Origin of the sequence: Natronosalvus caseinilyticus, assembly GCF_017357105.1 — an archaeon.
GTDB lineage: Archaea > Halobacteriota > Halobacteria > Halobacteriales > Natrialbaceae > Natronosalvus > Natronosalvus caseinilyticus.
The window spans coordinates 849,257-861,765 of record NZ_CP071596.1 but is presented as its reverse complement, the minus strand read 5'-3'; the positions used below and the strand labels follow the sequence as shown (position 1 = coordinate 861,765).

Annotated in this window: 9 protein-coding genes and 3 pseudogenes; 4 read left to right on the top strand and 8 right to left on the bottom strand. The window is 61.0% G+C overall.

Going from position 1 to position 12,509, the window contains the following annotated elements; all coding sequences use genetic code 11:
- Positions 1-1,419 (top strand): signal recognition particle-docking protein FtsY, encoded by a 1,419-nt coding sequence (ftsY, locus tag J1N60_RS04115; RefSeq protein WP_312910911.1) that lies wholly within the window; start codon positions 1-3, stop codon positions 1,417-1,419.
- A 59-nt stretch (positions 1,420-1,478) separates the two neighbouring features.
- On the opposite strand, the gene J1N60_RS04110 is transcribed toward ftsY, so the two are convergent.
- Complete coding sequence (locus J1N60_RS04110) at positions 1,479-2,117, bottom strand: DUF502 domain-containing protein (RefSeq protein WP_312910909.1); 639 nt, start codon at positions 2,115-2,117, stop codon at positions 1,479-1,481.
- 167 nt (positions 2,118-2,284) lie between these two features.
- Between J1N60_RS04110 and J1N60_RS04105 the strand changes: the two genes are divergently transcribed.
- A complete protein-coding gene (locus tag J1N60_RS04105) occupies positions 2,285-2,662 on the top strand; it encodes a thiol-disulfide oxidoreductase DCC family protein (RefSeq protein ID WP_312910907.1) in 378 nt (125 codons plus the stop codon).
- Positions 2,663-2,842: 180 nt separating this feature from the next.
- Positions 2,843-6,361 (top strand): LAGLIDADG family homing endonuclease, encoded by a 3,519-nt coding sequence (locus tag J1N60_RS04100; RefSeq protein WP_312910905.1) that lies wholly within the window; start codon positions 2,843-2,845, stop codon positions 6,359-6,361.
- A gap of 55 nt (positions 6,362-6,416) precedes the next feature.
- On the opposite strand, the pseudogene J1N60_RS04095 reads toward J1N60_RS04100, so the two are convergent.
- From J1N60_RS04095 to rio1, 5 genes and pseudogenes are all read right to left on the bottom strand, one after another.
- A pseudogene (locus tag J1N60_RS04095) lies at positions 6,417-6,959 on the bottom strand (transcription initiation factor IIB); the annotation flags it as partial.
- A gap of 10 nt (positions 6,960-6,969) precedes the next feature.
- Positions 6,970-8,193 (bottom strand): RNA-guided endonuclease InsQ/TnpB family protein, encoded by a 1,224-nt coding sequence (locus J1N60_RS04090; protein WP_312910903.1) that lies wholly within the window; start codon positions 8,191-8,193, stop codon positions 6,970-6,972.
- Between the two features lie 9 nt (positions 8,194-8,202).
- Entirely contained in the window at positions 8,203-8,346 is a 144-nt protein-coding gene (locus J1N60_RS04085; protein ID WP_312912532.1) for a DUF2080 family transposase-associated protein, read from the bottom strand.
- 141 nt (positions 8,347-8,487) lie between these two features.
- Positions 8,488-8,832, bottom strand: a pseudogene (locus J1N60_RS04080) (TFIIB-type zinc ribbon-containing protein); the annotation flags it as partial.
- Between the two features lie 110 nt (positions 8,833-8,942).
- Positions 8,943-9,809, bottom strand: coding sequence for a serine/threonine-protein kinase Rio1 (gene rio1 / locus J1N60_RS04075; protein WP_312910901.1), 867 nt, complete (start codon positions 9,807-9,809; stop codon positions 8,943-8,945).
- Positions 9,810-9,971: 162 nt separating this feature from the next.
- Between rio1 and J1N60_RS04070 the strand changes: the two genes are divergently transcribed.
- Positions 9,972-11,150 (top strand): M24 family metallopeptidase, encoded by a 1,179-nt coding sequence (locus J1N60_RS04070; protein WP_312910899.1) that lies wholly within the window; start codon positions 9,972-9,974, stop codon positions 11,148-11,150.
- 292 nt (positions 11,151-11,442) lie between these two features.
- On the opposite strand, the gene J1N60_RS04065 is transcribed toward J1N60_RS04070, so the two are convergent.
- Together J1N60_RS04065 and J1N60_RS04060 are read right to left on the bottom strand one after the other, a co-directional pair.
- Complete coding sequence (locus J1N60_RS04065) at positions 11,443-11,742, bottom strand: type II toxin-antitoxin system PemK/MazF family toxin (protein WP_312910897.1); 300 nt, start codon at positions 11,740-11,742, stop codon at positions 11,443-11,445.
- Positions 11,696-12,331 (bottom strand): annotated as a pseudogene (locus J1N60_RS04060) (RNA-guided endonuclease InsQ/TnpB family protein); the annotation flags it as partial. The gene J1N60_RS04065 and the pseudogene J1N60_RS04060, both read right to left, overlap by 47 nt.
- Positions 12,332-12,509: the final 178 nt, after the last annotated feature.

Below are 12,509 nucleotides of genomic sequence, written 5' to 3'. Positions count from 1 at the left end.
ATGTTCGACAACCTGAAGGAGAAACTCGGCAGTTTCCGCAAGGACGCCGAAGAAGCCGCGGAGGCGAACGTCGAAGACGTCGACGAGGACGACCTCGAGAGCGGCGACCTCGAGGAGCCGGTCGACGCGCCTGAGTCGGAACCCGTAGAATCGGACGTAGAGGACGAACCAGCAGCGACGGCGCCAGCGACCGCGTCCGACCCGCGCCCGGGTGTCGAGTCCGACTTCGAGGACGAAACGGCTGCTGGTGCAGGTACCGAATCCGAACCCGAGGTCGCGGAGACGACCGACGTTGGCGCCGACCCTCGAGACGACGCCACCGTTGCAGAGACCGACGCCGCACCCGTCGAAGACGGAGCGCTCGAGGAGGATGCCACGACCGACGAGGAGGTCGTCGGAGGGGGTTTGGTGAGCGAAGAGGGAGACGGAGATGAAGACGAAGACGAGGGAGGCCTCGAGTTCGAAGAGGACGAAGCCGGAACCGAATCCGAAGCTAAAGCCGAAGCTGACACCGACGCAAACGAAACCGGCGGCATCGGCTTCGGCCGCAAGGCCAAATCCCTCGTCCGCGGAAAGTTCGTCATCGAGGAAGAGGACCTCGAAGGGCCCCTCCAGGAACTCGAACTGGCTCTGCTCTCGAGCGACGTCGAGATGGGCGTCGTCGACGAAATCGTCGACAACATCCGCGAGGAGCTCGTCGGCGAGACGCGCACGTTCACCACCTCGACGGGCGCGGTCGTCGAGGAGGCCCTCAAAGACGCCATCTACGACGTGATCAGCGTCGGCCAGTTCGACTTCGACGAGCGAATCGCCATCGAGGACAAGCCGGTCGTCATCGTCTTCACGGGCGTCAACGGCGTCGGCAAGACGACCTCCATCGCGAAGCTGGACCGCTACTTCGCGGAACGGGGCTACTCGACGGTGATAGCCAACGGCGACACCTACCGCGCCGGCGCGAACGAACAGATCGCCGAGCACGCCAGAGCCCGGGACACCAAACTCATCGCCCACGACCAGGGCGGCGACCCCGCGGCCGTGCTCTACGACGCCGTCGAGTACGCCGAGGCCAACGACATCGACGTCGTCCTCGGGGACACCGCCGGGCGTCTCCACACCAACGAGGGGCTGATGGACCAGCTCGAGAAGATCGGTCGGGTCGTCGACCCCGACATGATCCTGTTCGTCGACGAGGCCGTCGCCGGCCAGGACGCCGTCAACCGCGCCCGGGAGTTCAACGCGGCCGCCGAAATCGACGGCACCATCCTCACGAAAGCCGACGCCGACTCGAACGGCGGAGCGGCCATCTCGGTGGCCCACGTCACCGGCAAGCCGATCCTCTTCCTGGGCGTCGGCCAGGGCTACGAGGACCTCGAGCGCTTCGACCCCGACGAGATGGTCGAACGGTTGCTCGAGGAGTAGTTGCAGACGTTCTCACTTTTTACAGCGGCGGACGACGGTTTCCGAGAGTCTCGAGCAAATCAGCGATCCTCGTCCACGCCGTTAGACGCGACGCCGAGCGTCGCAGTCATCCGCACGGCCTCCTCAACGCTGACGTCGACGTCGGAGACGGCGTCGTCGGGAACGTGGACGATGAACCCGTTCGTCATCGGATTCGGACCGAGCGGGATCATGACCGTCTGCATGTCCCCCGCATCCGCGCTCTCCTCGATTTCCGTCGGGGTGTCGGCGGTCAGAAAGCCGAGGACGTGTGCGCCCCGATGCGGGAATTCGACGAGTTTCACGTCCTCGAACTGGTCGACCTCGTCGTCGATCAGGACGTTGCTCGCCTGGCGAACGCTCGTGTAGATCGTTCCAATGCCGGGAATCGTCTCGAACGTGCGGTGGAACCAGTGAGAGAGGTACGTACCGGGGGTGTACTCCGCGGCGAGTCCAACGAGGAGGAAGAATGCGAGCAACGCGAGAATGGTCAGCACCTGTATGACTGCCGTCGACGGCTCGTTGTCCCAGAGATAGCCGACGCCGGTGATCACTGGCGTGAGGATCCCGAGGACGAACTCGAGGACGACGAGGAGGACGATGAGCGTGACGATGATCGGGATCGTGATCACGACCCCGTTGACGAACCACCGCCTCAGCCGCGACGACAGCGCGTTCATACGTCCGCTATACGATGCGAATCCCTGAAATTCGTTCGGCCTGCAGTGATCAGTAGGCGGTGATATCTATTCACAGATATCTCTGGCCGTCATCACTCTGGCACTCGAGGACGGCCAGCGACCCCTCGAGGGACAGACCTTTCGGTCGCCCAACCGTCGATGGAGACATGACGGAGACGCCGCCACCGCGACTCGTCTACGACGACGACTGTGGCTTCTGCACCTGGTGTGCCGAGTACGCCGGCGCCCGCGGCGCGTTCGAACTCGTCGGCTTCGAGGAACTCTCGCCGGATCAACTCGCCCGACTGCCCGATGACTTCGAAACCTGCGCCCACCTCCTCACCCAGGACCGGGTCTACTCCTGCGGCGAAGCCCTCGAGGAGGCCGTGGCTCGCCTCGAGACGCCCGATCGGTTCGTAGCTCGAGCGTTCAGGCGACTCCCCGGACACGGTCGGCTGCGGGAGTGGGGGTACCGCACGGTCGCGGACAACCGAGTCCTGTTCGGCAAGGTCGCGAGCCGGGATCCGCCGGCGAGACAGCAGTGACAGCAGCCGTCACCTCGTACGAACGATAGTGTGCCTGGCTATACCATCTATACCATTTCCGAACAACGAGTCTCGAACGTCTCGAGTGGTCGAATTGCTCGAGGAACGAGAGAGTCAGGCTGACCACTTTCAGACAGCTATACGACCATTTATACCTCATGCCGACCCTAGACGATTCCAATGGCGCAAGCGGGCAACTCTGAACTCGTCGACGCGTTCGAGCAGTTCTTCCGTAACTACTACGACAACGAGATCAAGCAGCTCGCCCAGCGCTATCCCAACGAACAGCGCTCGCTGTCGGTCGACTGGCAGGACCTCTACCGATTCGACCCGGACCTTGCCGACGACTTCCTGAACCAGCCAGAACAGCTCCAGCGCTACGCCGAGGAAGCCCTCCGACTCTACGACCTGCCGATCGACGTCAGCCTCGGGCAGGCCCACGTCCGCATCCACACCCTCCCGGACACCGAGTCCCCCGAGATCCGCGAGATTCGTGCCCGCCACATGAACACCCTCGTCCAGGTGCGCGGCATCGTCCGGAAGGCCACCGACGTCCGCCCGAAGATCGAGGAGGCCGCATTCGAGTGCCAGCTCTGTGGCACCCTCTCGCGGATTCCCCAGTCGACGGGCGACTTCCAGGAACCCCACGAGTGCCAGGGCTGTGAGCGACAGGGACCCTTCCGCGTGAACTTCGATCAGTCCGAGTTCGTCGACTCCCAGAAGCTGCGCATCCAGGAGAGCCCCGAGGGGCTGCGCGGCGGCGAGACGCCCCAGGCCATCGACGTCAACATCGAGGACGACATCACCGGCGAGGTCACCCCCGGCGATCACGTCTCCGCAGTGGGCGTCCTGCGCCTCGAGCAACAGGGCAACCAGCAGGAGAAGTCGCCCATCTTCGACTTCTACATGGAGGGAATGTCCGTCCAGGTCGACGAGGAGCAGTTCGAGGACATGGACATCACCGACGAGGACAAGAAACAGATCTACGAGATTTCCCAGCGCGAGGACGTCTACGAGGACATGGTCGGCTCCATCGCGCCGGCCATCTACGGCTACGAAGAGGAGAAGCTCGCGATGATGCTCCAACTGTTCTCGGGCGTGACGAAGCAGTTACCCGACGGCTCGAGGATTCGCGGGGACCTGCACATGCTACTTATCGGAGATCCTGGTACAGGGAAGTGTGTTTCAGGTGATACTCGAGTGACGCTCGGCGACAGGCGCAGCGTACCTATTCGGGAACTCGTCGAGTCGAACCTCGAGAATCCGAAACCCGTCGACGACGGGTGGTGGGACGAAGTCGACCTCGAGGTCCCCTCCCTTCAACAGGACGGCACCATATCGAATCAACGAGCTACCAAAGTCTGGAAGCGTGAAGCACCCGACCAGTTGTATCGAATTCGGACCTCGAGCGGACGCGAAATCGAAGTAACACCGTCGCATCCGTTGTTTGTTCAGCAAGACGGTCACTTCACACCAGTACGAGCGAGTGAGCTACAGGAAGGTTCGTTTATTAGCGTTCCTCGTCGTCTCCCAACGGAAGGAAACGACTCGCTCGAGGGAGATGTCCGACGGTCCCAGTCGAGAAATGCCGTTCGCCTCGACGTACCAACCGAGTGGACCCCTTCTCTCGCCCGGTTAATCGGGTATATTGTAGCAGAGGGGTACGTCGAGAAACGCCCTGATAACACAGGTTTCGTCTCGATTACAAACAATGATCGGGAAGTCCTGAAAGATGCTACGCGCGCTCTTTCGGATCTCAATTTGAATATAACGGTTCGGGAGGCGCATCCTGGTAAAGAGGCTCGCGAGATACTGTGTTCATCTGGCGAGTTCGTAAGTTTCCTCCAGTCACTCGATTCACGGTTACTGCAGTCATCACACGAACAACGGGTTCCGGCGCAACTTTTACGCACCTCGACAAGAATCCAAGCCGAATTCGTTAAAGGACTGATTGAGGGAGAAGGGCACGTCTCCAAAACTCAGCGCGAACTCACAGTAGCGTCGATGAGCGAAGAATTGCTCGAAGGCGTCAGATCGATTCTGCTATCCCTCGGAATTCGCTCTCAACTGCACGAGCGACACAATGGAAGTCATCGACTCCGAATTAGCGGCAAAGAGTTCGGAGCGTACGTATCCAAAGTCGGGTTTGTCACGGATCGGAAGCAAAGTGCTGCGGACGGTTACACTGGAACGGCCGGGAACACGAATACCGACATAGTTCCCAAAATTGGAACAGAATTACGGCGTATCAGAGAGTCGCTAGGCCTCACACAGGCTGAATGCGGAATTCCTCGGAGTACGTATCAGCATTACGAACGGGGTTCTCGTAACCCTAGTAGAGAGAGTCTAAAAAAAGTGGTATCCAGGTTCGAACGGTCACTTTCGTCTGAGAAATCGAAGGTAGATAGCCCACTATCCGCAGATGGAGGGTCACTCGAAACTGCCGTACAACGGCTTCAACACTTCATCGAAGGGGACGTTTGCTGGGACCGTATAGAGATTATCGAAGCGGTTGAACCCGACGAGGACTGGGTCTATGATCTCGAAATCGAAGGCACGCACAACTACATTTCAAACGGGGTCATCTCCCACAACTCTCAAATGTTGGGGTACATCCAGAACATCGCACCCCGTTCTGTCTACACCTCTGGCAAGGGGTCGTCCTCGGCCGGCCTCACCGCTGCAGCTGTGAGAGACGACTTCGGCGACGGCCAGCAGTGGACCCTCGAGGCCGGCGCCCTCGTCCTCGCCGACCAGGGAATCGCGGCGGTCGACGAGCTAGATAAAATGCGACCGGAAGATCGCAGCGCCATGCACGAAGCCCTCGAGCAACAGCGGATCTCGGTCTCGAAGGCGGGCATCAACGCCACCCTCAAGTCCCGCTGTTCGCTGCTCGGGGCGGCCAACCCCAAGTACGGCCGCTTCGACCACTACGAACCTATCAGTGAGCAGATCGACCTCGAGCCGGCGCTCATCTCGCGGTTCGACCTGATCTTCACCGTCACGGACCAGCCCGACGAGGAGAAAGACCGCAATCTGGCAGAACACATTCTGACGACGAACTACGCCGGCGAGTTGACGACCCAGCAACGGGAGATGCCCCAGCTCGACGTCTCCACCGAGGAGATCGAGTCGATGACCGAGGAGGTCGACCCGGTGATCGACGCCGACCTGTTGCGCAAGTACATTGCGTACGCCAAGCAGAACTGCCACCCGCGGATGACTCAGGAGGCCCGAGAAGCCATCAGGGACTTCTACGTCGACCTCCGCTCGAAGGGGACCGACGAGGACGCCGCGGTGCCGGTGACGGCCCGAAAGCTCGAGGGGCTGGTCCGACTGTCGGAAGCCAGCGCGCGGATCCGCCTCTCCGACACGGTCGAGGAGGAAGACGCCACGCGCGTGATCGAGATCGTTCGCTCGTGTCTGCAGGACATCGGGGTCGATCCCGAGACCGGCGAGTTCGACGCGGACATCGTCGAGGCGGGGACCTCGAAGTCCCAGCGCGACCGGATCAAGAACATCAAGCAACTGATCAGCGACGTCGAGGAGGAGTACGACGAGGGCGCGCCGATCGACGTCGTCCTCGAGCGAGCGAACGAGATTGGCATGGATCAGTCGAAAGCCGAACACGAAATCGAGAAGCTCAAGCAGAAAGGCGAGGTCTACGAGCCGAGTACGAACAATTTGCGGACGACGTAGGCGTCGCTTGCACTCGCGTTCGGGCGTCGCCAAAAAAGTGGATCGCCTCGAGTTCTCACTCCACCTGATCGACCAGTTCGACCGCCGATCGGATCGTGACCGGCGAGACGTCGGCGACGTCGGCGGCGGCCCGCTGGGTGATGGCCTCGCAGTCGAGCACGAGCGAGGCGTGATACAGACAGACAGCGGCGACGCCGCCTGGATTTCGGCCACCGATCAGACCCCGTTCGAGGAGGGCGTCGACGCGTTCCTGGGCGTACCGCTCGACGTCGGCGTCGAGATCGAGTTTCGACGCGAACCGCGGCAGATACTGGGACGGGTCGATCGGACCGGTCGGCAGGCCGAGTTCGCGGTTGAGGGCGTCGTAGGCGGCCTTGAGTTCGTTTTCGCTGGCACGGGAGACGGCGACGATTTCGTCGACGGTTCGGGCGATCGACCGCGTTCGACACGTCGCGTAGACCGAGGCCGCGGCGAAGCCCTCGAGCGACCGACCCTGGAACAGGTTCTCCGACTGGGCCGATTTGAAGAGGGTACACGCCTGTTCGCGGACGGATACGGGTAGCGAGAGGCGACTTCAAATGCGACGGATCTCGGTGAACTACCCCACCCTACCGCTCGATTGACGGCTCGCGCTTAAGGGTGGGGCTTCCTGTTTCAACGACACGCTTTGCAGATACCGAAGTATCCACAGGGAGTGCAGTCTCCACAGGCGTTGATTCGGAGCGTCCCGCTCCTAACCGCCTTTTGATACCGCGAGAAAGAATGTTCCACGCCGCGTTCGCATCTCTATCCGCCTCGAACCCACACGCCGGACAGGAGTGTTCGCGGACCCACAACGGCTTGTCCGTCGAAACGCCGCAAGACGCACACTCTTTCGTCGTTCCGCGCGGATTCACGGCGACGAAGTACGTCCCTTCGCGCTCGCACTTATATTTGAGCATCCGGAGGAACGTCCCCCACGCCGCTCCTGCTCGGTTGCGCGAGTTGCTCGGTAGTTCGACCAAGCCCTTCAAGTCCAAGTCCTCAACCGCCACGAGGTCGTACTCGCGGGCGTAGTAGTTCGACAACTTGTGGAGAAAGTCACGGCGCTTGTTCTTCAACTCGGCGTGACGCTCGGCCACGACGCGGCGCTGTTCCTCCCAATTCGCAGATCCGTGTTCCTTCCGCGAGAGGTCGCGCTGTGCGCGTTCCAACCGCTCGCGTTCGTCGGACAGGTCGACCGATTCGACGGCGGTTCCATCGGTGTCGTGGGCATACTTGAGAATCCCCACGTCGACGCCGACGCACTTCTCAGGATTCTCCGAATTCTCCGGCGGGTCGTCGGGCGTTTCGACGCCGAGGATTGCGTACCACTCGCCGGTGGGTTCCTGCTTGACCGTCACGGTCTTGATTTCGGCGTTACCGGGCAAGTTGCGGTGGAAGATGATAGAGATTTCTCCGAGTTTCGAGAGCCACAGTTTTGTCCGGCCGCTCGTGTTCTTGAGCTTGAAGCCGGATTGACTGTAGGTGAAACTGCGGTACTCGTCTGGTGCCTTCCACTTGAGTTGGCCGACGTGGTAGCCGTTCTCTTTGCGGCCTTTGAGCGTCGAGAGGTTGTCGTACAACCGCTGAACGACTTTCTGTAGGACTTTCGAGTGAACGTCTTTCAGGTCGTTCCACCACTTCTTGAGGCTCGGCAGGAGTTTCTGCTCGGAGTACGCAGACGTGTCATCGGTGCGATTGAGTCGGTGGAGGAAGTGGTTGTAGACCTGCATACAGGTATCGACAGTCCACGCTAACTGTTCTTTGAGGGCGTCGGACGGTCGGAGTCGATACCTGTAGTTGTAGTTCATCAAGTGGTGCTACTCGTCGGTGGGTTCGGTGATTCGGACGACTTTCACGTCCGCACCACGCCAGTTCTTCGGGACGAGGACGTGAGCACCGTTCCCGGTGGCTTTGGCCGTCCCGTCGATGACTTCGTGGCCTTCGATTTCGTGTCTATCCATCATCTGCGTTTACACTATGTTTCAACATAAAGATGGCGGTGGGCCAAGCATCGAACATGTTTGAGAACCGTGCGGCGCTATATCCCTCCCTACTCGCTCGCTCCGCTCGTTTGTTGAGGGACTTAGCGCCTCAATTCAGGTAAATCCGTAGACGCGGTTTCGATCCGCTTTGGTCGCGATGCGAGCGCGGTTGTGTTCGCGCCTGAGTCTGGCGAACTGACGACGTTTTCGGCCGGTGAGACGCGTGCCCGAACCGTAGCCGATTTCGGTCGAGAGACCGCGGTCGTGTCGCGACCGCGTGAGCGGCGCGCCGGTTCGGCGCCGAGACTGGTCCTGGTCGCCGTAGGATCGCCACTCCGGGCCAGGATCGATCGCGTGTTCTCGACAGACGAGTCCACACTGGCTACAGATCTGTTCCGTCCCCGTCGATTGGATGGTCCCCTCGCACTCGGGACACCGGTCCTGATGTGCACCTTGTTCCACCATACATTCGTTGGGACATTGATAGTATTTAAACTATACTATTAGAATTCTACCTTCATTTTTATCTATAAATATTGAAATACGTTTGAATATAACACCTAATTTCCACCGTGTCAGGCTCGAGACGGATCCGGTTCGGGCTGGGTGACGAACTCGAGAACCTCGTCGTCGGTCACCTCGAGGCCCTGTCGCCGGAAGAAGGAGGCGACGTTGTGGCAGTCTCGCTCGAGGAAGCCGCGACTGTTGGGGTGGTGGACGGTGACGGCTTGCCCGAGGTCGATGACGATGAGCTGATTCTCGTGGACGATGACGTTGTACTCGCTCAGGTCGCCGTGGATCAGGCCGGCCGAGTAGAGTCGACGCATGTACTCCCGGATCACCTCGTAGGCTGTCCGCGGATTCTCGACGTGGACTTCGCCGAGGCGCTTTGCCCGACCGTCCGCGTCGTTCCCGAGATACTCCATCACGAGGACGTTTCGTTCGGCCGCGATTGGCTCCGGGACGCGAACGCCGGCGGCGCGGGCGCGCTCGAGGTTGGCCAGTTCTTTGCGGACCCAGGCGAGGACGACATCTTTCTTCTTGCCGCCCAGTCCCTCGAATCGGGGGTCGCCCTCGAGGTAGTCGCGCATCTGGCGGAAGTTCGAGGCGTTGATCCGATAGATCTTCACGGCGACCTCCCGGTCGTCACCGAGGGCGTGGTAGACGTTGGCCTCCTTGCCGGTCGAGATGGGGCCGCCGAAGGCCTCGACGTGGCCGTCCTGAACGAGTTTGTACAGCGCGGCGAAGGTGGCGTCGTCGAACACCGACTGTTCGACCTTGAACTGGTCGGCGTCTTTGATGCGTTCCTCGAACTGTTCGAACTCGCGGTCGCGCTTGCGGGCGATGCGGTCGGCTTCCGTGTCGGTGACGTCGATTTCCTCCCACTCGTCACCGGGGGTGTCCGCTTCCTCGAGGTCGACCAGTTCGAACGCGGCTGTCATCTAGGTTGACGTAGGGCGCGAAACGGGTAAAGGGTAGGTATGAGCGATTGACCTGACTCGACAGCAGAGACGACCGGGCGCAGAGGTAAACAGTATCTGTATCTATTATACACGAAAAACTTTTAGTATTCCTGGTGGACCACCACCGTAGGGCCTGCTACCATGTCTCGAGATGTCTTCGACGAACGCGAGTACGAACGTCGGGTCGAGCGAGCGAAAGCACGGTTGCGCGAGGAGGAACTCGACGCCATCGTCGTCACCGATCCGGCCAACATGAACTACCTCACCGGCTACGACGGCTGGTCGTTTTACGTCCACCAGGCCGTCGTCCTCACGGCTGACCGCGACGAACCGGTCTGGGTCGGCCGCGAGATGGACGCCAACGGCGCCCGGGCGACGACCGCCCTCTCCGAGGAGAGCATCCGGGCGTACAGCGACGACCACGTCCACTCGCCGTACGACCTCCACCCGATGGACTACGTCGCGGGCGTCCTCGAGGACCTCGAGGTCGCTGACGGCCGAATCGGCCTCGAGATGGACGCATCCTACTTCACCGCGAAGTCGTACACCCGGTTACAGGGGAACCTCCCGGAGGCGACGTTCGAGGACGCGACGCTGCTGGTCGGCTGGGTTCGGATCAAAAAGTCCGAACAGGAACTCGAGTACATGCGCCAGGCCGCTCGCATCTCGGAGAACGCGATGCAGGCAGGCCTCGACGCGATCGCGGAAGGCGTCCCCGAGTACGAGGCCGCGGCCGCGATCTACGATGCGCTGATCACCGGCACCGGCACGTATGGCGGCGACTACCCGGCGATCGTCCCGCTGATGCCCTCGGGCGATCACACCGACACGCCCCACCTCACGTGGACCGACCGCCCGTTCGAGGACGGCGATCCCGTCATCATCGAGCTATCGGGGTGTCGTCACCGGTATCACTCGCCGCTGGCCCGGACGACGTTCGTCGGCGACCCGCCCGAAGAACTCGAGCGAACGGCGGACATCGTGGTCGAGGGGATCGAGGCGGCCCTCGACGCCGTCGAGCCGGGAGTCACCTGCGAGGCCGTCGAGAAGGCCTGGCGCGACACGATCGCCCAGTACGGCCTCGAGAAGGAGGACCGAATCGGGTACTCGATGGGACTCGGCTACCCGCCGGACTGGGGCGAGCACACCGCGAGCATTCGCCCGGGCGACGAGACCGTCCTCGAGGAGGACATGACGTTCCACATGATCCCCGGCATCTGGACGGAGGAAATTGGGATGGAGATCAGCGAGACGTTCCACGTGACGGGAACTGGCGCGGAGACGCTGGCTGAGTTCCCGCGGCGGTTGTTTACCGCCTGACGGAACTCCGACCCGTTGCACATTCGAGCCGCGAACGTCGCTCTCGAGACGACGGTGAGGACTCGTACCGGACGAGGAACGGCCGATAGGGATCGCGACGGAGAAGGCGCCTCACGGACTCTGGCCGTGAGTCTCCCGTGGCTATCGGCTGATCAGTCTCTCGACGGTCCGGAACGGATCGACGTCACTGACGTTCGCCTCGTCTCCGTATTTGGACACCACGTTGCTCGGCAGACACCACCTCCCCCCCCCCCCCTCCCACGGCGACGGGAAATTCGATCGGAGTCGGTGGTCAGCACTGCTCGAGACCGATGTACGAACCGAGCTGTCTGACGACCTCGTCGACGAGTTTCTCGTCGAGCGTCCCGAGCTCACGGTCGATTCGAGTCACGTCGATCGATGCGACCGCCCACGGGAGGATCGAACTATCTTTCGGGAGGCCACCATCGATGATATCGCCGTCGGCAATCTGGACGCGCTCGTCGTACCACGTTTTCGTCGAGAGCGTGACTGCGATACACTGGTCGCCGTGAATCGCCTCGGGGTCAAGCCCCGAGGCTTCCCGTTTCCACGACGTGCTTTGCAGACACACGCTGAAAGTCAGGTGTGTCCGTAGGGAGCACAGTCTCCACGGGCGTATTTTCGGGCCATCCCAGCCCTAATTCAGAAAAGCCGCGTTGAAGGACGTTCATCGCCGCGTTCGCGTCCCTGTCCGTCTCGAATCCGCACGACGGACAGGAGTGTTCCCGTACCCAGATGGGCTTCGCCGTCTCCACACCACACGATGCACATTCTTTAGTGGTGCCTCGCGCTTCGACCTGAACGACGTGACAACCGTACAGGTCGGCCTTGTATTCGAGGAGGGTGATGAGTTGTCGCCACGCCGCGTCCTGCTTGTTGCGGGCGTTATGCGACTGCTCAAGCATCCCCTTCACGTTCAAGTCCTCGACGAATACAGCGTCGTACTTGAGGACGAGCCACGTCGTGAGTTTGTGCTGGTAGTCCAGCACCTTCCGACGAATGTGTCGCTTGACCTTGGCGACCTGCTTGCGTTGTTTCTCGTAGTTGTTTGAGCCCTGCTCTTTCCGCGAGAGTTTGCGCTGTTCGCGTCGGAGCCGCTCGTACTCGTCTTCGAGGTCGAGCCAATCCACTGTCTTGCCGTCAGACGTATGGATGTAGTTCTGCTCTGTAGGATCGCTAGACGACGCTGAGATCAGCCTAATATCATCGGATAACAGTCACCCACTTGGCTAGTATCTGGAATTCACCGCAGTCTCTTGATTCTGCAAGAATATGTCCATCCAGTTATCATTATCCGGAAAATATTCGGTCAGATCCTATCGCGATTAACCAGCCCCA

Excerpts from the sequence above, each read along its gene's own strand:
- ftsY (WP_312910911.1), top strand. The coding sequence starts at position 1 with ATGTTCGACAACCTGAAGGAGAAACTCGGCAGTTTCCGCAAGGACGCC.
- J1N60_RS04110 (WP_312910909.1), bottom strand. The coding sequence starts at position 2,117 with ATGAACGCGCTGTCGTCGCGGCTGAGGCGGTGGTTCGTCAACGGGGTC.
- J1N60_RS04105 (WP_312910907.1), top strand. The coding sequence starts at position 2,285 with ATGACGGAGACGCCGCCACCGCGACTCGTCTACGACGACGACTGTGGC.
- J1N60_RS04100 (WP_312910905.1), top strand. The coding sequence starts at position 2,843 with ATGGCGCAAGCGGGCAACTCTGAACTCGTCGACGCGTTCGAGCAGTTC.
- J1N60_RS04090 (WP_312910903.1), bottom strand. The coding sequence starts at position 8,193 with ATGAACTACAACTACAGGTATCGACTCCGACCGTCCGACGCCCTCAAA.
- J1N60_RS04085 (WP_312912532.1), bottom strand. The coding sequence starts at position 8,346 with ATGGATAGACACGAAATCGAAGGCCACGAAGTCATCGACGGGACGGCC.
- rio1 (WP_312910901.1), bottom strand. The coding sequence starts at position 9,809 with ATGACAGCCGCGTTCGAACTGGTCGACCTCGAGGAAGCGGACACCCCC.
- J1N60_RS04070 (WP_312910899.1), top strand. The coding sequence starts at position 9,972 with ATGTCTCGAGATGTCTTCGACGAACGCGAGTACGAACGTCGGGTCGAG.